Raw genomic sequence first — 25,696 nt, 5'->3', positions numbered from 1 at the left:
GAAGAGGAGTTACTAAAAATTGCGTTACCGACATACTGGTCAAAATTATTTTGTAAAGTTGAGATCGTTTGCTGCTTTCTTAAACGTACCGCTTGCTATTTATTCGCTGATGGTATGCAGCATATAGTTTACATCTACGTTTGGACCTAACCAAAATTTATCTGTGATAGGATTGTAATGTAACCCTATGATATGTTTATCTTTTAATGGTGTTCTGTCTACCCAACCAATTAGTTCTGATGGGCGGATAAATTTTTTCGCATCATGAGTGCCTTTAGGAACCATCTTCATGACATATTCCGCACCGACTACCGCCATTAACCAGGCTTTTTTGTTTCGATTAATAGTAGAAAAAATAACGTGACCACCGGGTTTCACTAATTTGGCACACGCTCTCACCACGGATTGTGGGTCTGGAACGTGTTCTAACATTTCCATGCAGGTCACAATATCGTAGGTTTGAGGGTATTTATCTGCGTGTTGCTCCACTGTTTCTTGGACATATTCTACTGGAATGCCTGATTCTAGCGAATGTAAGCGGGCAACCATTAGAGGGTCGGCCCCCATATCTAAACCTGTGACTTCTGCGCCTTCTCTTGCCATGCTTTCAGATAAAATTCCACCACCGCAACCGACATCGAGGATTTTCTTGCCGAAAATACCTTCTACGCGTTGCATGATATAACCCAAGCGCAGCGGATTGATACGATGTAATGGTGCAAATTCACCTTCAAGATCCCACCAACGCGACGCGATCGATTCAAATTTTTCAATCTCTTGTTTATCGACGTTTAAATACGTTTGGTCTTGGGTATCGTTCATGTCAGGAGCTCCTATATCGATATCTATCCCCGCATTACCAAATTTTACCCGATGAACTATATTTAATTGCTCGTGTTCATACACGTTGCAGATGATATAGAGAGGTATTAGTAATGGAGCGATAGCTGCCCGTAAGTTAATTTACTGCGATTGTGACCAATCATAGAATCTTTTCGAGACTATTACTTGATTATTCTACAAGTATCGGACACATAAACTCATTTTTCCGCTATTATACATAGCTTGAAAGACAAATACTCACTTCTCTTATCTCTTAATTAAGTAGGGGAGTTGTGGTATAGTTTACTCTTTGAATCTGAAGTTATGAGGGACAGTGGTTCCATGAGCGAGATTGCCAGAGAAATCACCCCAGTCAATATCGAAGAAGAGCTGAAAAGCTCATATTTGGATTATGCAATGTCCGTTATCGTCGGCCGTGCTCTTCCAGATGTTCGAGATGGACTGAAGCCAGTACACCGCCGAGTGTTATTCGCGATGAATGTACTGGGAAATGATTGGAATAAACCCTATAAAAAGTCTGCCCGTATCGTCGGGGACGTCATCGGTAAATACCATCCACATGGCGACAGCGCTGTTTATGAGACGATTGTTCGTCTCGCACAGCCTTTCTCTATGCGTTACATGCTGGTAGATGGTCAGGGGAACTTTGGTTCAGTTGACGGAGACTCCGCAGCTGCAATGCGTTATACGGAAATTCGTATGGCGAAAATTGCCCATGAAATGCTGGCTGACCTAGAAAAAGAAACCGTAGACTTTGTGCCTAACTATGATGGTACAGAGCAAATTCCTGCAGTAATGCCAACACGAATTCCTAACCTTTTGGTCAATGGTTCTTCGGGTATCGCTGTCGGGATGGCAACCAATATTCCTCCTCACAACTTAGGTGAAGTGATTAATGGTTGCTTAGCCTATATAGAAGATGAAGACATTAGCATCGAAGGCTTGATGGAGCACATTCCGGGACCTGATTTCCCGACTGCCGCTATCATCAATGGACGTCGTGGTATTATTGATGCTTATCGTACTGGTCGCGGAAAGGTATATATCCGTGCCCGTGCTGAAGTCGAAGTCGATGAGAAAAATGGTCGCGAAACCATCATCGTCAGTGAAATTCCATATCAGGTGAACAAAGCTCGCTTGATTGAAAAAATTGCTGAATTAGTTAAAGAAAAACGCGTTGAAGGTATCAGTGCATTACGTGACGAGTCTGATAAAGACGGTATGCGTATTGTGATTGAAATAAAACGTGATGCGGTGGGTGAAGTTGTCCTGAATAACTTGTATTCACTGACTCAACTGCAAGTTTCTTTTGGTATCAACATGGTGGCTTTACATCAAGGCCAACCAAAAATTCTGAATCTGAAAGATATTATCGCAGCGTTTGTTCGCCATCGTCGTGAAGTTGTTACGCGCCGTACTATTTTTGAATTACGCAAAGCCCGTGACCGTGCTCATATCCTTGAAGCATTGGCCGTTGCGCTGGCAAATATCGACCCAATTATCGAGCTGATTCGTAAAGCGCCAACACCTGCAGAAGCTAAAGCCGGTTTAATTTCGCGTTCTTGGGCGCTGGGTACTGTGGCAGCAATGCTGGAACGTGCGGGCGATGATGCTGCGCGTCCAGAATGGTTAGAGCCACAATATGGTGTTCATAATGGAGAATATTTCCTGACTGAGCAGCAAGCGCAAGCAATTTTGGATTTACGTTTACAAAAACTAACGGGTCTTGAGCATGAAAAACTGCTTGAAGAATACCGTGACCTTCTGAAGCAAATTGAAGAGTTACTGTTTATTTTACGTAGCCCTGATCGTTTGATGGAAGTTATTCGTGAAGAATTAGAAGCGATTCGTAATGTCTATAACGATGCTCGTCGTACGGAGATTACTGAAAATACAGCTGACATTAATATTGAAGATCTGATCAACCAAGAAGATGTGGTTGTGACGCTTTCTCACCAAGGTTATGTGAAGTATCAGCCTCTGTCTGATTACGAAGCACAGCGCCGTGGTGGTAAAGGTAAGTCAGCAGCACGTATTAAAGAAGAAGACTTTATTGAGCGTCTATTGGTCGCCAACACTCATGACACTATTCTGTGCTTCTCGAGTCGTGGTCGTTTGTATTGGATGAAAGTCTATCAATTGCCGGAAGCTAGCCGTGGGGCTCGTGGTCGTCCAATTGTTAACTTATTACCTTTAGAACAAGATGAGCGTATCACCGCAATCTTACCTGTTCGTGAATACGAAGAGGGCTACTATGTATTTATGGCTACCGCTAGTGGTACAGTTAAGAAAACACCTCTGCAAGATTTCAGCCGCCCAAGAAGTGCCGGGATTATCGCGGTTAACTTAAATGAGGGTGATGAACTGATTGGTGTTGATTTGACCAATGGTAGCAATGAAGTCATGTTGTTCTCTGCTCAAGGTAAAGTGGTTCGTTTTGCTGAAGACGCTGTTCGTGCCATGGGTCGTACTGCGACCGGCGTACGTGGTATTAAATTAATGGATGACGATAAAGTTGTCTCCTTAATTATTCCTCGTGGGGAAGGCCATATTTTGACCGTCACTGAAAATGGCTATGGTAAGCGTACAGAAGAAGCAGAATACCCAACAAAATCTCGTGCAACTCAAGGGGTTATCTCTATCAAAGTCAGTGAGCGTAATGGTCACGTGGTAGGGGCAATTCAAGTTGAAGATACTGACCAAATCATGATGATTACTGATGCTGGAACACTAGTACGTACCCGTGTTTCTGAAGTTAGTGTTGTCGGGCGTAATACTCAAGGTGTTACCTTGATTAGAACAGCCGAAGATGAAAAAGTGGTTGGCTTGCAGCGTGTTGCGGAAACTGAAGACGATGACAATGACAGCAACGATCAAGAAGATGCTGATGATGTAAACGTTGACAACGAGACAAATAACGAAGAATAGTTATTTAATACTTTGTTTTACGGGCGGTTTTCCGCCCGTTTTTCTATATTTACACTAGATAAAATATCTATAATTTATTGTTTATCGCTTTTCATTTAATTAATCGAGTATACTCAGTGTCAGTGAGACTGTACTTGCAGGTAACAGATTGAGATACTTACCCTCGTTTAAAACATCCCTTAGACTATCTCGAGATCTTTTTCGTGTCCTCGGCTTAATGTTATGGGGAATGGGGTTATTTATCACGCTATTCTTTCTCTATATGCAGTTTAACGAAAGCAAATCTGATTTACGCCAACAATTCCATTCCGGTTACGATAATCTACAAACCTACATCCAGCAAACCAGTACTACGTTGCGTCTGATCCATTCAATGACAGAGCAGCAAAAGGTAAAGTATGAAGAGTATCAGCAGAAAATAGATGTACAACCTGAATCAATCTCGATGCCTACATCAACGTCGTATAACCTTTATCCCCTGATACCTACTGCTGATTGTGAAAGTTTCAAAAAAAATACTAAAAATTATTTAGCAGCTTTTGAGCAATTAAACTACTTTTGGAAAGACAGTATTGGTGCTCCTCAAGGGCTTAATCACGTGTTCATTACAGGAACAATTAGCCAATGCATGATGGATTACCCAACACGCTCTGCAGTGACTGATCTTGAAGGTTTAAAACGAATTGCATATGAGACGACGCGCTCTTATAAAGCATTCAAGATGCAGGGGCAAGAGCATAATTTATATGCCATTGCGCATGGCGCTCAGTCTGATAATGGTCAAATTTATGTTTTGATGCCAATCTATAGTAGAAATCTATTGGTCGGTTTTATTGGTGTTGAGAGAGCCATTAATTTAAACCAGTTTAATTTGCGTAATAATAAAGCGGTCGATATTATGATCGTGAACTCATCGAACCAACCGATCCTATTTAGTTCATCTGATGCGAATATTAAAGCCTCTCCATTATTAGTGGCGAGTGAGCAAAATTATTTTGGTTTTAATTCTGATTATACAAAACTATTCTTTAAAAAACGTTTAGTGCCTTCTCAGCTCACTGTGATTTATTCTATATCAACATCCCATCTCATTGAAAACATAAAAAATTCAATATTTTATGCAATATTTCTTAATGTTTTCTCTGGCGGACTCATTTTCTTTCTTATTTGGTTATTAGAAAGAAAAATGTTGGAGCCAGCAGAAAATACGGCAATTCGTCTCGAAGAACATGAGCAGTTTAACCACAAAATTGTGGCATCCGCTCCTGTAGGGATCATTATTTTAAGACTTAGTGATGGTGGGAATATTCTTAGTAATGAGTTGGCTCATAACTATTTTCGATTGCTGAATGATGAAGATAAACAGCGAATACTCAGTATTATTCGTCAAAAATCTAGTAACTATATTGATGTTGTGACAACCAGCGGAACACACTTACAAATTAGTTTCGTGAACTCTCGTTACCAAAATGAAGATGTCGCTATTTGTGTGCTGATTGATATCAGCATACGTGTACAAATGGAGAAATCTTTGCAGGATGTCGCTGATGCCGCGGAACAAGCGAACCAAGCAAAATCTATGTTCTTAGCTACAGTTAGTCATGAACTAAGAACACCATTGTATGGGATCATCGGTAATATTGAGTTATTACAACGCTATGACTTATCAGATAAAGCGGTGAGGCTTGTTTCTACAATGGACAACTCATCGTCATTATTGCTACAAATTATTAGTGATATTCTCGATTTTTCGAAAATTGAATCCGAACAGCTAAAAATAGAAAATAAATCATTCAATTGTCGAGATGTTTTTGCTTTTGTTTTGGCAAATTACGTTCCTTTAGCAAGTAAGAAACATATTTCACTCTATTCTTATGTTGAACCTAATATTCCCGATCTAATGCTAAGTGATGCTGTTCGACTTCAACAAGTGATCTCTAATATCGTGAATAACAGCATTAAATTTACTGACTCTGGTTTTGTTATGTTGCACGTATGGAAGGATAGTAATTACCTTAAAATAGAAATTAAAGATTCTGGGATAGGGATGACGCCTGCGGTAGTCATGCAGCTATTTGATCCGTTCTTTCAAGTTTATGACCAAAATAATGGTCATAAAGGTACAGGACTCGGTTTAGCTATTTGTGAAAAACTGATTAACTTGATGGATGGTGATATTGCGGTTAACTCACAAGCTGGTCTTGGAAGTACCTTTACGATTCGAATTCCTTTATACGGACAAAAATATCTAGAACAGGTTATACCTGAATATCGAAAAAATTATCGTATTGCAGTGACTTGTCAAAATACATTCTTAATGAATTTTTTGATTAGATTACTGAAACACCACCATTTTAATGTGGTTGAGAGCCAACATATTGAAGACAACGAACATGTTGATTTAGTGATTACCGACCATCAACATGAGGTTGCTATTGCGGGAGAAAATCTCATTCGTTTACTTGATTTGTATACGGGTGAATTGATTGAAACTCAACCTAATGATTGGAGTTACAATACTTATCAGCTAGACAAATTACCGATGCTGATTGATAAAATCATTGTTAAAGTCGCCCAAAATTCAAAAGAGCTATTCAATGATGAGAATAAACAAGAGACTGATATAGCGCTAAATGAATTTAAAATTCTCATTGTTGATGACCACCCAATTAATAGAATGTTACTGGTTGAGCAACTAACGAGTATAGGGTTCAGTACGGGAACCGCGGTGGATGGATTAGATGCCCTAAAATATTTGGAGCATCATCAGGTAGATATTGTTCTGTCGGATGTGAATATGCCAAATATGGATGGTTATCAACTTTCAGGGGCATTACGAAAAACTGGTTTTAGCCAGCCTATTGTTGCGTTGACAGCGAATGCAATGGCAGAAGAAAAACAACGTTGTCTGGATGCTGGAATGAATGATTGTCTCTCTAAACCAACGTCGATTAGAGTACTCCGAGAGGCATTGGTTAAATACGTAAAGCCCAACGTATAGATCCAATAGATTCAAAAAAATAAAAACCCGATTTCGGGTTTTTATTTGAATATCTAAAAAAACGAACTTATTCGCTAGGCGAGTTATCAATGCTCACTGAGGAAAGGTAGTTAAGCAGTGCAATATCATTTTCAACACCGAGTTTTAGCATCGCAGATTTTTTCTGGCTACTAATTGTTTTAATACTGCGATTGAGTTTTTTCGCGATTTCGGTCACTAAAAAACCTTCTGCAAATAAACGCAGTACTTCACTCTCTTTTGGTGATAAACGTTTATCGCCATAACCACTTGCATTCACTTTTTCAAGCAGTTTACTGACGCTTTCAGGCGTGAATTTTTTTCCTTTTTGTAACGCGGCAAGTGCTTTTGGTAAATCTGCTGGAGCACCTTGTTTCAGAACGATACCTTCAATATCGAGCTCAAGAATTGCGCTTAAAATTGCAGGATTATTGTTCATGGTAAGAACAATAATAGAAAGGTCAGGGTAATGGCGTTTAATGTATTTGATTAACGTAATTCCATCACCGTATTTATCGCCGGGCATAGACAAATCAGTAACTAGCACGTCAGCATTTAAACGCGCTAAGTTATTAATTAAAGAAGTAGAATCTTCAAATTCACCAACGATATTCACCCATTCGATTTGTTCAAGCGACTTTCTAATACCGAAAAGAACAATAGGATGATCATCGGCAACAATGACATTTAGGTTATTCATATTATTGGTTACCTTCTGGCATTAGTCTTTTTACTGAGACATCCAGTTCTCTAATGCAATTTTTTATTTCAAGTCCGTTTTCATCTGCTATGAAACGTTCTAGATCCTCACAGAGTTGATGAAGATATTCGAATTCAAGCATAGCAAAAACTCCCTTTAGTCGATGTGCAGTGTTTTTTAATTCGGTTAAATTCGCAACACTTTCACTATTATACAGTTTATTAATATCTATCGGTACTGTTGTGATAAACAAATCTTTATAATCACTCTTTGACAGAATTAAATGATAGCTATAAAGAATTTCATCTATTGAATGATTAGTTTCAAGCGGTTCGATAAGTTTTTTCTGCATCAAAATCTCTTGAGATGCAGGGTTATCTTCTACGAGCTCGGAATTTTCTATCAACAAAGAGATTGCATCAATTAATTCATCTGCAAAGTTATAGTTAACCTCGATGTAATTTGGCTTAGTTTTATGGATCCCACGTAAATTACCATTAATTTTAATTATGTTATTAAAATCAATTTCATCATTGTCTGTCAGTAATAGATCCCAATCTCCATGAGGCGAACTTTCATGTATATCAAGATATTCCGCACCATAGTTACTTAGGACTCGTTTTACTATGCGGGCACTATCTGCATTATGAATATTAAGCCGGATATAAATATCCTCTAGCAGGGCCGGATATTCATTGGTTTGCTGATCCATCAATGCAGGCAACAAGATTTGATAATGTGTCCCAATGGTTTCGCTAGATTTTATCGAAAATGAGCCATGCATTTTTTGAGTTAACAATTTGCAGAGATAAAAAGTCATTCCTGAACGTTTAAATACTGAAGTATGTAAAATTTGTCCAGTAAATGGGCTTTGTAGGTTATTTAACTCGATAGGGGTTAAACCAATACCGCTGTCTTTAATATTGATTTCAACTTCATGTTTTTCTTCATCGTAGTCAATAGAAACAACAATTTTACCAAAGGCGGTTGTTTCAATGGCGTAATCCCAGACTAATTGAAATAGTGTACGTAAATGGGATGGGCTACTTTCAATTAAAAAGTCAGGGTGAACGCGATTATAAAAGTAAAACCCTAGCCCCTTGCTTCCTAAATGTATTAAATTTTGCTTAATAAACTGGCTAATAAGGTGGCTAATAGAGAATTTTTCTTGTTTCCAATCTACCTGCTGAGCTTCGAGCTGATTAATTAATTCAATATTTTTAAACCAATTATGAATATAGAAGAACTGATTTTGAATCTCAATGAGTGATGCTTTGTCTTTGATGTGTTCGGAATCGGCAAGTAAAGTGAATGAGTGATCAATATGAGTGATTGCCGGTAAGATCTCACTGCAAATATTTTCAAATGCGATTTTTCTTAGTTGGATATTTCGCTGGTACTCACGATTTGCCATCTCTTGGCGCTTCTGTGTCAAAAGCTCTTTATCTTTATCAATAATGATAAAGAGAATGATATTCTCAGTGGCTGCACTATTAACTAAAATGATCTCATAAACATTATTTTCAATAGATACTTGGATAATATCATTGTGCTCAGTTGCCATTTCCTTGATGTGATTTAAGTCCATTGATGGAAATAACTGGTTAGCAATGCTATTACTCAATATTTTCTTGTTGGTATAAAAGTCATACACTAGGATTCCGTAAGAAATATGGCTAATAATATCGTTATTGAGTGTGTCTTTAAATCTTAACTCATTCAACATAGTCGCATTAGGTGAGATCACGCGCTTACGGATGAATACAGTCGTTAACATCGCTAAAAATGCCACTGCGAATATACAAACAATCAACCATAAGTTATAGCTGACCACACCGAATATGATATTTCTCAGCGATATATTGTATTGAACTTGGTAATTAGTTCCTTCAACAGGTTTAGATAACACGACGCTGGTTCCCACTAAGGACATACTAGATTCATTATTTGTCGAGTTATTTGCGCGCTGAGATAGCGAAACATCATTCCCTTGCAGCGTAAATGGCAGAATAGAATTAACTGAAATATCAAAAGAAATTACACTGCTGAGTCGCCCCGGTGAGTTGAACACTAAACGATAAGTATAATAGTAGACATTGTCAGCGCTATTTTTTTGTACATTAGAGATAATTTCACGGCGATCCAGTAAGGTGGATTGAGAAATCATGTCAGCACGCTTGTCTTCGGCAGTGAGAGTTAAATAGCTTTCTTTATAGCGTAGTTCCGGTTTTAAAATAGAATGGGTCGTGACCAGCACTAATGTATTATCTTGACCATTTAAATAATACATGGAGTTAAACTCGTTACGAGCTCCCCACACAATTTCCATATAGTTAGCAAGCTTAGATGCTAACACTTTACTACTCGGCTTATTGATTCCAAAAACCACTGAGTCAATAGTTTGATTGGCGCTACTTAGCCAATACATGTCATTACGGACTTCAGTCACAGTGATGTCGTTCATTGAGTCGGGGGCACTTTTATCATTTGCTAATTTATATATCTGACTGGCTTGATAACGGTAGTCTTCTATTTGATAAGCAAGACGGTTCGCCAGCGTATTGACCGCAGTTTGATGACCTTGCATCCACGCATGATAAAAGTTGTACAAAGATAAGAATAAAGTGGCGACCAGCAGAATAACAAACGCAATAAAGATGCGAGAAAGCGTATTTGATTTTAATAGTGATTGTTTGTACATACAGTCCTTCGCAGTCCCACGGGCAAATTGAATTAATTAGATTAAAAATCATACACCTAGACAGCGGGCAAATACTGATTTCTCCTCGATATTAGCATTTTTTTAGGGAAATAGAGAACAATTGAGTGAAGATTAGTCAAATGAACAAAAAAATGCAATTTTTTTACTTTCAGGGGTAGACAAGCCCCTGCGATTCCTCCATAATCGCGCCCCATGGAGAGATGGCCGAGCGGTCGAAGGCAGCGGTCTTGAAAACCGCCGATGGGTAACCATCCTAGAGTTCGAATCTCTATCTCTCCGCCAAATTAGCCGGCTTAGCTCAGTTGGTAGAGCAACTGACTTGTAATCAGTAGGTCACCAGTTCGACTCCGGTAGCCGGCACCAAATAAGAACCCGTTACATCGAAAGATGCAACGGGTTTTTTCTTTTTACTCATGCTTAGAAAAATAATGAAATTAATCATATCACTACTTTGTTTATCTATTATTACAGGATGCTCATTCACGCCTACATATGAGCCAAATAAGTCTGCATGGCCAAAGACACATAAAGATTCTCGCTCATCTGAACAAAAAAGAGTGGATAGGGAAGCGGTTCATGAGCAACAACGAGCAGTTATGAGAGGGGAAAAACCTGATTACGGGGTGTATGATAGGTACTAATTGTTATTGCAAAGTATATGAGCCAATGAGAATTAGCGTAGTGCAGGATAATAATGGTGCTTTATATAAAATATAAAGCAGAACAGAGATAATTTAATTTAGGATAATTTATCTTTAAAATTTCCTTTATTTGGTTTTTATAGCTCAATATTGAATTTTTAATACTAAAAAATACATTTATCAATCATTAGACAAAAGAATTCTATATCTACTTGTATCGAGTAGATTACGATTACCTATAGTTTATTTTCCTTTATTATTGAAGCCAGTTTTGCAGCATAAAGTATGACATTGAAAATAAAAAGATAACCATTAAATGTTGAATAACTTTGAGAAACAATAGAAAACGTCTGACCTGATTCATTGCAACTAACCTAAATATATGGAATGCAAAAGTTGAGTAATATTGAGATTAGCAGGGAAATAGTATTTTGCTAAAAAAATACATAATATTTTTTTAAATAAACTTATAGCAAGTAAAAATACTTATTTTTAGTCAATAAAAACCAGCAATATACCCCAATGAATAAATTGCTGATTTCTTCTATTGAATATCATCATGATCAAGCTGATCAAAGTTCATTGTATTTTTATCAAAATTAATAACTGTATTTTGATTATCACATTCTTGATTGGAAATCATTTTGCATGAAGTATTGATATGCTTTTCAGATATACCCGTCCACTCAGCAAAGAGATTCAAGAAGCTAAAAGCACTTCGTCGAGCAGAAATAACTTCCTGTTGAGTTGCATCAGAAGAGGTTATAAAGAATGGGATTTCAAAGTTTTGACGCTTTTTATCTCCATGAATGAGGTCTTCTTGGTTATCAATAAATGATAAGCCATGATCGGAAAAATAGAGCATTGACCATGAGGTGTTTTGTTTTACAAGGATTTTTTGTAATTGTGAAAGCAGTAAATCAGTATTCTTTATTGTCTGTACATAGCAAGATAGTTTATCGCTCTTATAAAATTGGTCATAGGCATTAAAACTGCGCTCACAGAATGGGGAATGGCTTCCAATTAAGTGTACAACGATCAATTTATGTTTACCGGGCTGATTAAGAGATTCGATAAATTTAGGGATAACCGGTGCATCTTGGGACATAACATTATCATCTATTAGCTGGCTTCCCCCTACGAAATGGTTTTCAGTGGCACGTTTGGCAATCGAAGCTACTGGGCCATCATGTCTACCAAAAATTCCTTGTCTTGATATCCAGTATGTTTTAAAACCGGCTTTATTTGCTAAGGTTATTAGATTATTAGGCATTTTTGGATACATTGATAACGTATGGGATAACGATAAATTTGTTGATCCTGCTGCAGAGATAAAATTATTAAAAATATAGCCGGGAGCATTATCCATGAATGGTGTATTTTCAAGAGGAAAACCGTAGCTATGCATAAAATCTCTACGTGCACTCTCACCAATAACAACAACATAAATATTGTATTTTGGATTTACTGTTGGAGATACGAAGGTATCGTCCCCTTCAACAGATTTTTTTTCTTGATTTAAATAATCTAAATAGAAAAGACTTTCAGTGAAAAAACGAAACTCGGGGAGCCCTGAGGTTAAAAGTAGCCTCCAGCTTCCACTCGACATAGCTTTGATGGGCGAAATTGCTGTAATAATAATGAAAAATGTTAGAAATGCGTATTGGCTTTTTTTACCTATTTCAAATTTAAGCCGAGAGACAAAGACACCAAAGGCAAATAACAAAATCGATAGGGCATAATATTTTAAATTTATGTTTGTTAAGAAACCTTTCGCTTCTTCACTGTCAGTATAATAAAAAGAGGAAAAAATATTATAATCAGGATAGCCGTACAATAAACCTACGGGTAAGTAAAATGAAGCTATCACTGTGTAGAACAAAATAATAATTCTATAGGTTATCGTAAAGCGACTAATGACAACAAGTAGCCCAGTCATCGCGAGAACATAGAAAATTTTGAAGTGATACCCCATTGCATAATGAATGGCAGTAAAAAATAAAAATAAAATTAACGTATTAAATGATGTTTTGTTCTTGACTAATTTAAGCATATTATTATCTATGATGGAGCTATGGTTGAATTTTAGCCATTTTATAAAGAATCCTCAGACCTCAGACAGAGAATCTTGCCATTAGAGCGTCTAATCTTGCTGTTTTTATCGTACTAAAAATCATCAAACGATAAGAGAAATAGCATAGAGTTTGCAGAGATTTTTTTGCGCTGATGAATGGTAAATGAAAAAAAACAAATAGTAAAAACTATTTTTATTCAATATCTTTTTGATTATCAAAATACACTAAAATTGATATTTTAATGATTACTAATTCATAATCACTTTCTATTTTTAGTATCGAAGTACTTTAATATTGAAGATGATTACTTTAGAAAATTAACTCTTTTAATGAATATAATTTAAAATCACCTTTCTATGATTAAGAAAGGTGATTTTAAGATTTAATGATAGGTAAGCTGTCTATTAATAGTCAAAGGTTAAATATTTATCCTAAACTCTTTTCATATTCACGTGCCTTTGTCACATCATAGTTATGCTCCCATTTAGCGACAACCAATGCGGCTAATGCGTTACCGACAACATTGAGTGCAGTACGAGCCATATCTAGAATACGGTCCACGCCCGCAATAAAGGCTAAACCTTCCAATGGAATCCCAACCGAACCTAACGTGGCGAGAAGAACAACAAAAGATACGCCTGGTACACCAGCTATTCCTTTTGAAGTAATCATTAGGGTAAATACCAGAATAAGTTCTTGGCCAATAGAAAGCTCTATGCCGTATAGTTGAGCTATAAAAATGGCAGCGATACTTTGATAGAGAGTGGAGCCATCAAGGTTAAAGGAATAACCAATTGGGATTACAAAGCTGGTAACTGATTTAGGAGCTCCATACTTTTCCATCTTATCCATGATCCGCGGTAAAACTGTTTCGGAGCTGGCTGTGGAATAGGCTAATAATAATTCATCCTTCAGTATTCTCATCAGTGTGAAAATATTGATTTTACAATAACGCGCGACCAGTCCCAGCACAACAACAGCAAAGAAGATAATTGCACAGTGAACCAAAATAACTAATTTAAGTAGTGGGATTAATGAGCTAAAGCCAAAATTTGCGACAGTAACCGAAATTAATGCGAATACCCCAACAGGCGCATACAGCATAATCATATTTGTCACACGGAACATGGTTTCTGAGAAAGTTTGTAGAACATTCAGCAGAGGTTGTTTTTTTTCTAAAGGTAGAGAAGATAGCCCCAAACCGAATAATACCGCGAAGAAAATAACAGGAAGCATATCGCCACTTGCCATTGCTGCAAATATATTGCTAGGAACCAGAGATAATAGCGTGTTTACAATGCCAGATGGATGACTTGCAACTTCTTGAGTGGTTTTTTCATATTGCGAAATATCAACTTGTGTCAGTTGAGACATATCAATACCGACACCAGGTTCAAAGATATTAGCAAAAGAGATCCCCACAATAATAGCTATTGTCGTTATGATCTCAAAGTAAACAATGGTTTTAAAACCCAATGTTCCCAATTGCTTGGTATTACCCACACCTGCAATCCCGACAATTAATGTTGATATAACAATCGGGACAACAATCATTTTGATTAATTGAATAAAAATTTTACCTGCGGGAGATAAAATATTTAGGATTAGCCAATCTTTATATTCTGCACTTTCATGCAGCAAAGCACCGACAATAACCCCTAAAATGAGAGCGATTAGAATCTGCCATCCTAGGCCAAATTTAAATGTTTTTTTTGGAACGATGTTGTTTAGTGTCATGATTAATTCTCAAATATATTAATAATATTTAACATTGTATTTTTTGTTATGGGCATTTTTATAACTAATATTCGGAAAAACCACAATCATTTATTCGATAAAATGGAGTTATTTACAAAGGTTATTGATAATAAAATGTAAAAAATGTTATTGAATATCGTTGTGTTATTTCATTTTGTTTCTATGTGTAAGTTATTATGTATCAGTGACGATAATAAAATAAGATGTTAATTACTCAGGAGGATGGTTAAATATAATTTATTAAAGAAAGTGAAAATAGACAGGATTTTATATATTAAGAATAAAATATTTATCGAAATAAATGGAAGAATTCAGATAACAGAGAGGATAAATTAGAGTGGGGTTTATAACCGTGATTGGCTTCTTTTGTATGCAGCTAATAATGTACGCTCAGATAAATCAAGATATTCACGTAAGGTATTTGCCGCATCTTGGTTTTTCCCTGCATCTAATAACGCTAAAATAGCTTGGTTTTTATCAATATAAGGAGCGTAAAGAATTTTTGGATCATTTAAATGACCGAAAGCTAACCGTAATTCAGCGGCAATATTATGATATAGCTTAATAAGACGTTCACTGTCAGACAGCTCAACGATAGCAGTATGAAAATTCATATTTGCTGTACCCACACCAATCCAATTTTCTACTTTTTCATGTTCGCGTGCTTCGCTGACGGATTGCTTCATTTTTTGCACTGCGGGATGCAGGGCATAGGCATGGGTTAGTGCATCACATTCAATTAATCGGCGAACTTGGTAAATGTCGATAATCGCGGCCATATCAGGTACTGACACATAAACGCCCTTATTTGGTGCATAAGTCAGTAATCCTTCCTGAGTCAGAACGCGAAAAACCTCCCGCAGGGTATTGCGTGAAATATCTAATTCTTCACTCAACATCGCCTCAGATAAACGCTGTCCTGGTGTTAATTCACCGATCGTAATTTTATGACGAATAGTTTCTGCAATGGTGACTGACAGTGTTTGAGCCATAGGCTGTTTCTTCATAAAGACAAGCTTAATTGAGTGGATGAGAGTGATAGGCAGATATCTTCACATATTCAGTTAATCGCAGCAAGATTCCTTTTATGCACTTATTTTGGGCATGGATCTAAAAATGGAATCAGTCATCGCACAAGTTTGGGTCTGTATTGGAATATTAAATGTTAATAATTGAGGTTACTTGTTAAAAAAGTGATCAAGCTTTGATTTTTTAATCATCAATAACGATTTTCATTGATTGTTTATTCATCATTTCATATTAATTGTTGAACAATCCAATGCAGATCAATAAACAATCTTCACTATTAGTAGAACAATGGCACGAAAATTGCCTCTATAAATCAGCACAACACACATAAATTCATAACTACAAAAACAATTCATAGAGGAGTATGCGTATGGCAGCTCAAGAAAATACGACTACCGCAGAATATGTAAAAAAACGTCGTTCATCCTTAATTGGCGCTATTTTTCTTATGGCGACATCAGCAATTGGACCGGGATTTATCACTCAAACAGCAACCTTTACCGTCACTCTCGGGGCTGCATTTGCTTTTGGTATTTTGGCATCAATCATCATTGACTTCGTAGTACAGCAAAATATTTGGCGCGTCGTGACGTTAACAAAAATGCACTCATCGGATATCGCCAATGCCACTATTCCGGGAAGCGGTTATGTGCTCGCGGTATTAGTCATATTCGGCGGTTTAATATTTAACATCGGTAATATTGCTGGCGCAGGGTTAGGGCTAAATGCGTTAGTTGGTCTGGATCCTAAATGGGGTGGATTACTCAGTGCATTACTTGCCATCTATATTTTCTCATCCCGAAAGGCCAGTACATTTATTGATCGGCTAATTATCGTACTTGGCTTAGTGATGATTGGCTTAACGTTGTTTGTCATGTTTGCATCAAACCCGCCAGTGGGTGAAGCGTTGCGTCAAAGCGTCCTGCCAGATACTGTTGATTTTGCGATGATCACAACGATTGTTGGTGGTACGGTGGGGGGATATATTTGTTATGCGGGTGCCCACCGTTTATTAGATAAAGGTGAAGTGGGTGTTGAAAATATTCAAGCAGTAGCGAGCGCGGCAACTAAAGGGATCGTGGTGGTTGGGATCATGCGCTACGTACTGTTTTTAGCCATTCTCGGTGTCGTTGCAAGTGGCGTAACTATTGATATTTCAGGAAAATCGGCCAACCCTGCATCCCAAGCCTTCCAAGCGGCAGCGGGTAATTATGGTTTACGTATCTTCGGTTTAATTTTATGGGCGGCAGCACTCACCAGTGTGATTGGCGCAGCTTATACCTCAATGAGCTTCTTAAAAGCGTTCAAATCCAGCATTACAGAAAGACAGCGTAACATTTCAACGATCATCTTTATCGCGGTTTCTCTGGCGATTTATCTCTTAATGGGGACGGCACCTGCGGCATTATTAGTCTTTGCGGGTGGTTTTAATGGCCTGATCCTACCGATTGGTTTGAGTATCTTTGTGTATATCGCATGGAAAAGAGCGGACTTGATGTCAGGCTACCATTACCCGCGTTGGTTATTGTGGTCTGGGGTAGTGACTTGCGCTTTAACATGGTACATGGGAGCGATGTCCGTTACGGCAATTTTCAACTACTTAAAATAAAATCGATAAGAGGCGAAGGGATCATAATGAATAAGCAAATCGACCTAAATAGCGATCTTGGGGAAAGTTTTGGGCAGTGGGAGATGGGAAATGATGAAGCGATGCTAAGCATCGTAAGTAGTGCAAACATCGCGTGTGGATTTCATGCCGGTTCTCCCGAAGGCATCATGAAAACCTTAGCTTCTGCCAAAAAAAATGGCGTCACTGTAGGGGCGCATGTGGGATATCCCGATTTAGTAGGCTTTGGTCGTCGCAATATGGATATTGCCTCTGAGGAGCTAATAGCTGATGTGATTTACCAAATTGGTGCCTTGCAAGGTTTGGCCAAAGCGGTGGGAGCGAAAGTCGAATATGTGAAACCTCATGGTGCACTGTATAACACCATCGCTCATGACCAACGCCAAGCAATGGCAGTAATTGATGGAATACTAGCCATTGATGGCGATTTAACCTTGGTAGCATTAGCCGGATCCCCGCTTGTAGGTTGGGCAAAGGGGAGAGGGCTAAATGTCGTCGCGGAAGCTTTTGCTGATAGAGCCTATAACAACGATGGCACACTGGTCTCTAGAAAGCTGACGGGAGCAGTCCTCCATGACCCGGAACTCGTGGCAGAACGTATGCTACAACTGGTGAATGAAGGCGGGGTTATCTCAATTGATGGTCAATTTACACCGATTGATGCCGACTCCATTTGTGTTCATGGAGATAGCCCCGGTGCGCTAGAGATGGCGAAGAAAGTACGTGAAATCTTTGAGCAACAAGGTATTAAGGTCTGTGCATTTACAGGGAAGAGGTGCGGGTCATGAGCCAATTAATGAAAGCCTCTAAATCTGCAATTCAAGCAGCAAAAGCAGCGCGAGACGCCATCCGTCAAGGCTATGATAAGCCGACCGCGGGTATGGCACCGGGAATGACCCAAGCCAATATGATTGCATTACCACGAGATTGGGCTTTTGACTTTTTACTCTATGCCCAACGTAATCCAAAAAGTTGCCCAGTATTGGATGTTTGTGAAGCTGGCAGTTGGCAGACGATATTGGCAGAAGGCGCAGATTTACGTACCGATATTCCACGCTATCGTGTGTGGGAGCACGGGAAATTAGTGAATGAAATCACTGATGCTACCGAAATTTATCAGCAACATCCGGACTTAGTGACATTTTTAATTGGTTGTAGCTTCACGTTCGAAACACCGATGTTAGAAGCTGGGATTGAAATTCGTCACATCATGGATCACTCCAATGTACCGATGTATAAAACCAATCGATTATGCCGTCCAGCAGGACGGTTAGAAGGTGAATTGGTGGTGTCAATGCGACCTATTCCTGCAAATAGAGTGGCTGACGCGGTAAGTATTTCGGGACGTTTTCCTGCGGTACATGGTGCACCGGTACATATTGGTGCTCCGGAGTTGCTGGGTATTCACGATATTATGCGCCCTGATTTTGGGGATGCGGTTCGCATCGAAGAAGGTGAAATTCCCGTATTTTGGGCTTGTGGTGTCACGCCTCAAGCCGCAGTGATGAAATCGGGGGTACCTTTCGCATTGAGCCATGCTCCGGGGTATATGTTTATCACCGATATTCCTGATGCGGCTTATCATGTATAGAGGTGCCTATGCGTTTTTTACCCGTTAATTTAAAAGCTTTTATGGTTGAATTACCCAGTCTTGAACAGACCATGGCACTCACTGATTCTTTGACTAATATGCCGATTAATGGAATTGATGAAATCACGCCAGCGGCACGTACCATTCTTGTGCGTTATAACCCGAACATTATTAATGTTGAGGTACTAATTCAACAAATTTCCCAACGCAATGTTGAAGCCTTGGAATACAAAGCGGGCAAATTAGTGACTATTCCGGTGCATTATAATGGTGAAGATTTAGCGGAAGTGGCGGGATATCTGGGCATTACAGTTGATGAAGTGATCCGGCGCCATACAGAAAATGAATATCAAGTTGCCTTTAGTGGGTTTGCACCAGGATTTGGTTATATGGTATCCAAACAGGCGCAGTTACATGTACCTCGTCGTCAATCTCCTCGTGTACGCATACCAGCGGGTTCAGTCGCACTTGCGGGTGAGTTCAGTAGCGTCTATCCACAAGCTAGCCCCGGTGGATGGCAATTGATCGGCATTACGGATCTCGCCGTTTGGGATATTAATCGCTCAGAGCCCGCTTTACTACAAGCAGGATATCGTGTTCATTTTGTGGATCAGGCCAAAAGTGCCATCAGTTATAGCCTACCAAGTCAGCCAGAAAAAAAACGAGCAGATAACGCACAAACTTATGATTTAACTGTGCTCGCGACAGGGTTACAGGTACTTTTTCAAGATTTAGGGCGTATTGGGCAATCGGCATTAGGTATTTCTGAAGCAGGGGCGATGGATAAATCCGCCTTGTATAGTGCGAATCGTTTGGTCGGTAATCACTCGGATTCTACCGTATTAGAAATCACGTTAGGGGGATTCAAAGCCCGAGCGAATAAAGATTTATTAGTCGCCGTGACGGGAGCCGAATGTTCAATAGAAATCACAACCGATGAAGGAAAGCGCTATTTCGTCGCAAATTATCAATCTGTTCATCTGGCAAAAGGGGATGTCATCCACATTGGGCGACCGACCAAAGGGGTACGTAGCTATTTTGCTGTGCGCGGTGGTTTCCATGTGGCTCCTATCTTGGGAAGTTGCTCATTTGATACTCTCGCTCAAGTGGGTCCAGCTCCTTTAATGGTAGGGCAGTCATTATCAGTCGAAAAAAATAGCTGCACACAGGCTATTTCACTCAATGAAACTCCTGCATTTGATTATCCAACGGCGGATGATGTGGTCGTGCTGGATATTATTTTAGGGCCGAGAACAGATTGGTTTAGTCAACCAGCGCTCGCTCTACTTAAGCAACAAATATGGCAAGTGACTGCGGCATCGAACCGTATCGGATTACGCCTCTCAGGGGAAATTCCCTTAGAGCGTGAAAAATTACAAGAATTACCCAGTGAAGGAACCTGTATTGGTGCAATTCAAGTGCCCGCGAATGGACAACCGGTTCTATTTTTGAATGACCATCCTCTAACAGGTGGCTATCCAGTGATTGGGTCAGTGTGCGAATACCATTTAGATTTAGCGGGACAAATCCCCGTCAATGGCAAAATTCGCTTTAATCCACTGAATGAATTTAATGAATTTGAAGGGAGTCGTGAGGCTTATGAAAACGAATAAAAATAATCCAGTACATAAGGTTCTAATTGCTAACCGTGGTGAAATTGCGGTACGTATTATTCGTGCTTGTCGTGACTATGGTTTTGCTTCTGTCGCGGTGTATGCGGACAGTGATATTGATGCATTGCATGTCACGATGGCTAATGAAGCTTTTGGTCTTGGCGGTAATACTCCAGCACAAAGCTACTTAAATATTGAGAAACTAATCGAGATCGCCAAAAAATCAGGGGCGACAATGGTGCATCCGGGGTACGGTTTTCTTTCAGAACGCTCAGAGTTTGCTCGTGCGGTACAACAAGCCGGCCTGATTTGGATTGGACCTAGCCCTGAAAGTATCGATACCTTAGGTGATAAAGTACAAGCTCGCCACATTGCACTCCAAGTGGGCGCTCCGTTAGTCGTTGGAACTAAAAATCCTGTCAAAGAAGCCAGTGAAGTCGTTGAATTTGCTCACCAGCATGGTCTACCTATCGCGATTAAAGCCGCATTCGGTGGGGGAGGTCGTGGTTTAAAAGTGGCATGGCAGATGCACGAAGTCGAAGAGTTATACCATTCCGCGGTACGCGAGGCGACAGCTGCATTTGGTCGCGGTGAATGTTTTATTGAACAATTTTTGCATAATCCTCGTCATATTGAAGCCCAAGTGATTGCGGATACACACGGTAATGTAGTGGTGGTAGGAACGCGAGATTGTTCTTTACAACGCCGTAATCAAAAGTTAGTCGAAGAGTCACCGGCACCGTTTTTATCTGATGCATTAGAACAGCAAATTATACGCGCATCGACGGATATATGCCGTCAAGCAGGGTATGTTGGCGCAGGAACAGTCGAATTTTTATTGAGCCAAGAAGGAATGTTGTCTTTCTTAGAAGTTAACACTCGCTTACAAGTTGAACATCCTGTCACTGAAGAAACCGCGGGAATTGATCTGGTTATTGAGCAGCTACGAATAGCTGAAGGATTGCCACTCAGTATTTTGGAAACACCAGTACCCAGAGGCCATGCATTTGAGTTTAGAATCAATGCCGAAGATGCAGGCAATGGCTTTTTACCGACACCGGGCACTATTATTCGCTTTGATGCCCCGTCAGGTCCGGGAGTGCGCCTTGATAGTGGTGTCGTTGCGGGAACCACCATTCCGGGTACATTTGATTCGTTGATGGCTAAATTGATTGTGGTCGGGTCAACCCGTGAGCAAGCGATTGTACGAGCACGCAGAGCGCTTGCTGAGTTCAACATTGAAGGGGTGGCGTCTGTATTACCATTTCATCGTGCAGTCATTGATCACCATGATTTCTGTGAACAGTTCAAGGTACACACACGTTGGATTGAGACCGAATTTAATGTGGAAATTCCACCCGCGAAAAAACAGCTTCCTCAAGTCAATCAAGATTTAACACGTACGTTTATAGAAATTGATGGTAAGCGTTGTGAATTGGGATTACCTGCACAATTATTTTCTGGTATGGCAGTCACTCAAAATATCGCTGTTCAAGAGGCACATATTGCCGATAACAGTCCTTATAATGTGAATGCTCCCATTTCTGGAATATTATTCAATTGGTTAGTACCTCAAGGTGATAAAGTGCTTGAAGGCGATGTTATCGGCGTAATGGAAGCGATGAAAATGGAGGTTCAAGTGATAGCCCACCGCTCAGGACAGCTACAATATGCGGCCAATCAAGGGGATTTTATCAGTGCGGATTGTAAGATTGCGGAGATTATTTAGTCTCAAATCATCACGAGGTGGCTATATGCCACCTCATTTTAACGCGCCTCACGTTCAGGCAAATTACGCAGTGGTGGGGCTGGTGCGGGTACGACATTTTTTTCTTCTTTGGCAATTTCATCGCTATCGCGGTAAACCTCGCCACAAAGGAAAAATAGATTAGGGCGCTTAGATTCTAAGTAAGCTTTCCTACTCATACACTGTTCTTGGGTATAAATGGTTTCGGTAACAGGTAATGCATCGCATGAGTCGGAACCACAAGGGCTGACCCATAATGCCCAACCAATAAGTACCATATGTCCTGCCATTTACATTGCCTTCTCAATTAATCACGAATGAAGCCGACCCAAGATGACTCATTAACACCGTTTTTATAGGGTGAAAAGCGTCTTTTATTCGAAAAATATAAGTCAAATTCTAACATCGGATTTATTAAAAGTATGTATTCGGATGATAGATAAATGACATTTCACATTAATTAGCAAGTGGTTACTGATTAATTCACTAATTAGATAATCATAAACAGATTAGTTTTATTTATAGCGGGTTATTGGCGAAAAGAGGGGAATTATTTTTAACAGTCCGATTAATTTAGGCTTGGCTCGCAAAAGAACCAAATAGTTGTCTGTAAATGTGTGTTTTAAGATCCCCATCCTGTCAATCTAAATGATTTTTATCTACGATTAGCGAAATAACGCAATAATAATAGAGATAGGTACATTATGAATGCCATGGAAGAAGTGCTTTCATTTTGGTTCGAGGAATCGACCCCAAAACAATGGTTTGAGAAAAGCGAAAAATTTGACATAACCATCGCTAAGCGTTTTAAAACACTCAGTGAACAAGCATCACAAGGGGAGCTGGCATACTGGCGTTCATCGATTCGAGGGCGTCTGGCTGAAATTATTATTCTTGACCAATTTTCCCGTAACTTATGGCGAAACACGCCACGAGCCTTTGCTCAAGATGGTATGGCGCTAGTTCTTGCCCAAGAGGCTATCAAGCAACCTGATTACAATATGCTGACGCTATCACAGCGCAAATTTATTTTGATGCCATTTATGCACTCAGAATCCAGCTTTATTCACTTACAAGCCGTAGAGTTATTCCGCATGCTAGGGGATGATAATACGTTGGATTATGAAATGCGTCATAAGGCAATTATTGATAAGTTTGGTCGATACCCTCATCGAAATGGCATTTTGAACCGACCGTCAACAGCAGAGGAAGTGGTTTTTTTACAGCAACCTAACTCTTCATTTTAATTGAGACTGACCATAAACATGAGTTTGTAGTTTTGTACTACAAACTCATGTTTTCAGCCTGAACGTTAGCGGAACAGCTCCGCAGGGGTCGGTTGTAATTCCAGTTGCTGCTGCAAGTGGGATAAATACTGTTCAGTAATTTGGGCTATTTGTGGGTAAAAAGGATGTTCAGTTTGACTCTGTTGTACCAATGCTAAATAGCGGTACGCCCAGGGTAATAAATGTTTTTCCAATAGTTCAATAATGGCCGCATTTTCCCCTTGTTCCGCCAATGCGGATATCGCCATGAGCATTAAACCAAATTGGTCTTCTGGCTCACGGATCCCTGTATTGGTGACTAACCCTTGCCCCATAAGAAAATGGCGATAAGCGCTGGTGGAATCTCCCATGACAATATTATCATGGGATAAATACACCGAACCCCAAGGTGGTGCTGGCATAGTACCTTGCCCCTCAAAGAGCACTGAAAAATCATAAAGAAGCGTCTCTGGAGAATACTGAGCGAGTTGATCACAGATTGCCGCTATTTGTTCATTATCATCCCATGTATGTAATGTGGGGATCTGAGGAAGCACAGGTTGTAGGGTTTGAAAAGTTTGGCTTTCAGGGGAGTAATAAAACATTGCCCCTAAAATACGAAAAAGTGTTGTATCGAGAGCTTGCATCATTATACCTATCAGATGAACGTCAGCAGAGTTAAACACAAAGCGCCTGAATTCAGGCGCTTTGGTCATCAATCATAACACGGTATAAAGCACCTTACATGGTGATTTGCCACAGGTTATAGAACGCGATACGACCGGATAATTCAGCTAACAATACCGCGGCTGCACATGTTGCTAACGGGATTTTAGGCGCACGTTGCTTGAGAGCAAAACCGACGAAAGCCGCTAATGCAATCACTAAAACCACGACTTGGAAGCCCCAGAAACCAGTTTGTTCAGCACTCAATGCTGGACCTGTTTCGGATAAAAATGCTTGATATCCTGCACGGCTAGCAAAAATAGCTAAGGTTCCGAGTAGGAAAGCCGCAATACCTAGACCACGAGCACCAATGGCAATAGCCAATGCTCCACCGCCCACAAACATCGTTGCCCACATTTGTAGCGTCGTATATTCCGTATTCCAGTTAGCAATAGTGGCAATATTATAGACTTGCGGTATTGACCAAACAAAAGCTAAGCCCGAAATGACAGTGGCAATGTTAGCCAGCTCGCGCAGAACGGATTGTTTCACAAAATGAGTAAAGAATACCGTTGCAGCAGCACATCCCACAAATACACCACTTAAAAATGCTTCATTACTCATCGGTGAGCGACCGACACCCAGTAGCATATTAAAGAAGCGCAGTGGTTGCCCAACGTGTAGCGCTCCAATACCTAAGCCAATCAGCACAATGATGAAACCGATAATATTCGCAACTCTGAGTTGCTTGTCATCGATGGAACCCATCTTGCGTGCTAAATAAGCGAGTAAGAATAAACCGACAGCGGATTGCCCTAAGACGGTAAAGAAAACCAGTGGTAACTCATGCATATTAGACCTCCGCAGGGTTTTTCAGTTCGCCACTTTTATCACCGGATGGCTTTGCATCTTTGTGTGGCTTGATGACGATATTAGGGTTAGTCAGGCTAGGATCTGGCATTGGTGCAATACCGCATTCTGTGCCGTGTAACTCACGCAGAACTGTAATGTCATCGAAGTCTAAAGCACGTTGTGGGCAAGACTCTACACAAACAGGTTTCATGCCTTTTGCGACACGTTCATAACAACCGTCGCATTTGCTCATCAGCTTTTTCTTTTCATCAAACTGTGGGGCGCCATACGGGCAACGCAATTCACAGTAACGGCAACCGACACAGATAGATTGGTCAACGACCACTAAACCATCTTCAGCACGTTTATGCATCGCACCTGTTGGGCAACCTTCTACACATGTTGGGTTAGAACAGTGATTACAAGAGATAGACAAATAGTAGTTAAAAACATTCTGCTGCCAGATGCCATCTTGTTTTTGCCAACTACCACCACCAAACTCATAAACACGGCGGAATTTTGGGCCTAAATCTAAATCTTTTTCGTCCTTACAACTGACCTGACAAGTTTTACAGCCAGTGCATTTTGTGGAGTCAAAATAAAATCCATACTGTTTCATC

Annotated in this window: 18 protein-coding genes and 2 tRNA genes; 10 read left to right on the top strand and 10 right to left on the bottom strand. The window is 39.8% G+C overall.

All coding sequences use genetic code 11. The annotated features are described in order from the left end of the window. Positions 1-99 precede the first annotated feature (99 nt). On the bottom strand, positions 100-822 hold the full coding sequence (ubiG, locus tag PROVRUST_RS13960) for a bifunctional 2-polyprenyl-6-hydroxyphenol methylase/3-demethylubiquinol 3-O-methyltransferase UbiG (protein WP_039855353.1): 723 nt from the start codon (positions 820-822) through the stop codon (positions 100-102). A gap of 342 nt (positions 823-1,164) precedes the next feature. Here ubiG and gyrA point away from each other — a divergent pair, with 342 nt between their 5' ends. After that, complete coding sequence (gyrA, locus tag PROVRUST_RS13955) at positions 1,165-3,771, top strand: DNA topoisomerase (ATP-hydrolyzing) subunit A (protein ID WP_039855351.1); 2,607 nt, start codon at positions 1,165-1,167, stop codon at positions 3,769-3,771. A 148-nt stretch (positions 3,772-3,919) separates the two neighbouring features. After that, entirely contained in the window at positions 3,920-6,772 is a 2,853-nt protein-coding gene (rcsC, locus tag PROVRUST_RS13950) for a two-component system sensor histidine kinase RcsC (RefSeq protein ID WP_071599559.1), read from the top strand. Between the two features lie 67 nt (positions 6,773-6,839). Here the strand turns inward: rcsC and rcsB are convergent, their stop codons facing one another. Together rcsB and rcsD are read right to left on the bottom strand one after the other, a co-directional pair. Next, positions 6,840-7,490, bottom strand: coding sequence for a response regulator transcription factor RcsB (rcsB, locus tag PROVRUST_RS13945; RefSeq protein ID WP_004259923.1), 651 nt, complete (start codon positions 7,488-7,490; stop codon positions 6,840-6,842). Position 7,491: 1 nt separating this feature from the next. Beyond that, a complete protein-coding gene (gene rcsD, locus PROVRUST_RS13940; protein ID WP_006815506.1) occupies positions 7,492-10,191 on the bottom strand; it encodes a phosphotransferase RcsD in 2,700 nt (899 codons plus the stop codon). Positions 10,192-10,406: 215 nt separating this feature from the next. On the opposite strand from rcsD, the gene PROVRUST_RS13935 reads away from it, so the two are divergent. Together PROVRUST_RS13935 and PROVRUST_RS13930 are read left to right on the top strand one after the other, a co-directional pair. Then, positions 10,407-10,494, top strand: a tRNA-Ser gene (locus tag PROVRUST_RS13935). 5 nt (positions 10,495-10,499) lie between these two features. Continuing rightward, positions 10,500-10,575 (top strand) — tRNA-Thr (locus PROVRUST_RS13930). 822 nt (positions 10,576-11,397) lie between these two features. Here the strand turns inward: PROVRUST_RS13930 and PROVRUST_RS13925 are convergent. The 3 genes from PROVRUST_RS13925 to PROVRUST_RS13915 all read right to left on the bottom strand — a co-directional run bounded on the left by PROVRUST_RS13925 (position 11,398) and on the right by PROVRUST_RS13915 (position 15,693). Then, entirely contained in the window at positions 11,398-12,906 is a 1,509-nt protein-coding gene (locus PROVRUST_RS13925) for a phosphoethanolamine transferase (protein WP_006815505.1), read from the bottom strand. 448 nt (positions 12,907-13,354) lie between these two features. After that, positions 13,355-14,665, bottom strand: coding sequence for a glutamate/aspartate:proton symporter GltP (gene gltP / locus PROVRUST_RS13920; RefSeq protein WP_006815504.1), 1,311 nt, complete (start codon positions 14,663-14,665; stop codon positions 13,355-13,357). 365 nt (positions 14,666-15,030) lie between these two features. After that, on the bottom strand, positions 15,031-15,693 hold the full coding sequence (locus PROVRUST_RS13915) for a GntR family transcriptional regulator (RefSeq protein WP_006815503.1): 663 nt from the start codon (positions 15,691-15,693) through the stop codon (positions 15,031-15,033). 392 nt (positions 15,694-16,085) lie between these two features. Between PROVRUST_RS13915 and PROVRUST_RS13910 the strand changes: the two genes are divergently transcribed. The 5 genes from PROVRUST_RS13910 to PROVRUST_RS13890 are packed head-to-tail and all read left to right on the top strand — an operon-like array spanning position 16,086 to position 22,275. Further along, positions 16,086-17,324, top strand: a complete 1,239-nt coding sequence (locus PROVRUST_RS13910; protein WP_039855343.1) for an NRAMP family divalent metal transporter — start codon at positions 16,086-16,088, stop codon at positions 17,322-17,324. Positions 17,325-17,350: 26 nt separating this feature from the next. After that, positions 17,351-18,130: a LamB/YcsF family protein gene (locus PROVRUST_RS13905; protein WP_039855341.1), complete on the top strand. Its 780-nt coding sequence runs from the start codon at positions 17,351-17,353 to the stop codon at positions 18,128-18,130. After that, a complete protein-coding gene (locus PROVRUST_RS13900) occupies positions 18,127-18,933 on the top strand; it encodes a putative hydro-lyase (RefSeq protein WP_006815500.1) in 807 nt (268 codons plus the stop codon). The genes PROVRUST_RS13905 and PROVRUST_RS13900 overlap by 4 nt, the downstream gene beginning before the upstream one ends. 8 nt (positions 18,934-18,941) lie before the next feature. Continuing rightward, entirely contained in the window at positions 18,942-20,546 is a 1,605-nt protein-coding gene (locus PROVRUST_RS13895; protein ID WP_006815499.1) for a 5-oxoprolinase subunit B/C family protein, read from the top strand. Further along, entirely contained in the window at positions 20,533-22,275 is a 1,743-nt protein-coding gene (locus PROVRUST_RS13890; protein WP_006815498.1) for an acetyl/propionyl/methylcrotonyl-CoA carboxylase subunit alpha, read from the top strand. The genes PROVRUST_RS13895 and PROVRUST_RS13890 overlap by 14 nt, the downstream gene beginning before the upstream one ends. 38 nt (positions 22,276-22,313) lie before the next feature. Here the strand turns inward: PROVRUST_RS13890 and PROVRUST_RS13885 are convergent, their stop codons facing one another. Then, positions 22,314-22,583 carry a hypothetical protein gene (locus PROVRUST_RS13885; protein WP_006815497.1) on the bottom strand — a complete coding sequence of 90 codons (270 nt, stop codon included), beginning with the start codon at positions 22,581-22,583 and terminating at the stop codon, positions 22,314-22,316. A gap of 414 nt (positions 22,584-22,997) precedes the next feature. Between PROVRUST_RS13885 and PROVRUST_RS13880 the strand changes: the two genes are divergently transcribed. Further along, positions 22,998-23,540 carry a DUF924 family protein gene (locus tag PROVRUST_RS13880; RefSeq protein WP_006815496.1) on the top strand — a complete coding sequence of 181 codons (543 nt, stop codon included), beginning with the start codon at positions 22,998-23,000 and terminating at the stop codon, positions 23,538-23,540. 65 nt (positions 23,541-23,605) lie between these two features. Here the strand turns inward: PROVRUST_RS13880 and PROVRUST_RS13875 are convergent, their stop codons facing one another. The 3 genes from PROVRUST_RS13875 to PROVRUST_RS13865 form a co-directional block, all read right to left on the bottom strand. Beyond that, positions 23,606-24,205 carry a TorD/DmsD family molecular chaperone gene (locus PROVRUST_RS13875; RefSeq protein WP_039855488.1) on the bottom strand — a complete coding sequence of 200 codons (600 nt, stop codon included), beginning with the start codon at positions 24,203-24,205 and terminating at the stop codon, positions 23,606-23,608. A 94-nt stretch (positions 24,206-24,299) separates the two neighbouring features. Continuing rightward, positions 24,300-25,076 (bottom strand): dimethyl sulfoxide reductase anchor subunit family protein, encoded by a 777-nt coding sequence (locus PROVRUST_RS13870; RefSeq protein WP_006815494.1) that lies wholly within the window; start codon positions 25,074-25,076, stop codon positions 24,300-24,302. Position 25,077: 1 nt separating this feature from the next. Continuing rightward, positions 25,078-25,695, bottom strand: coding sequence for a DMSO/selenate family reductase complex B subunit (locus PROVRUST_RS13865; RefSeq protein WP_006815493.1), 618 nt, complete (start codon positions 25,693-25,695; stop codon positions 25,078-25,080). Position 25,696: the final 1 nt, after the last annotated feature.

Origin of the sequence: Providencia rustigianii DSM 4541, assembly GCF_000156395.1 — a bacterium.
Classification (GTDB): Bacteria; Pseudomonadota; Gammaproteobacteria; order Enterobacterales; family Enterobacteriaceae; genus Providencia; species Providencia rustigianii.
This window is presented reverse-complemented; position numbering and strand designations above follow the sequence as displayed.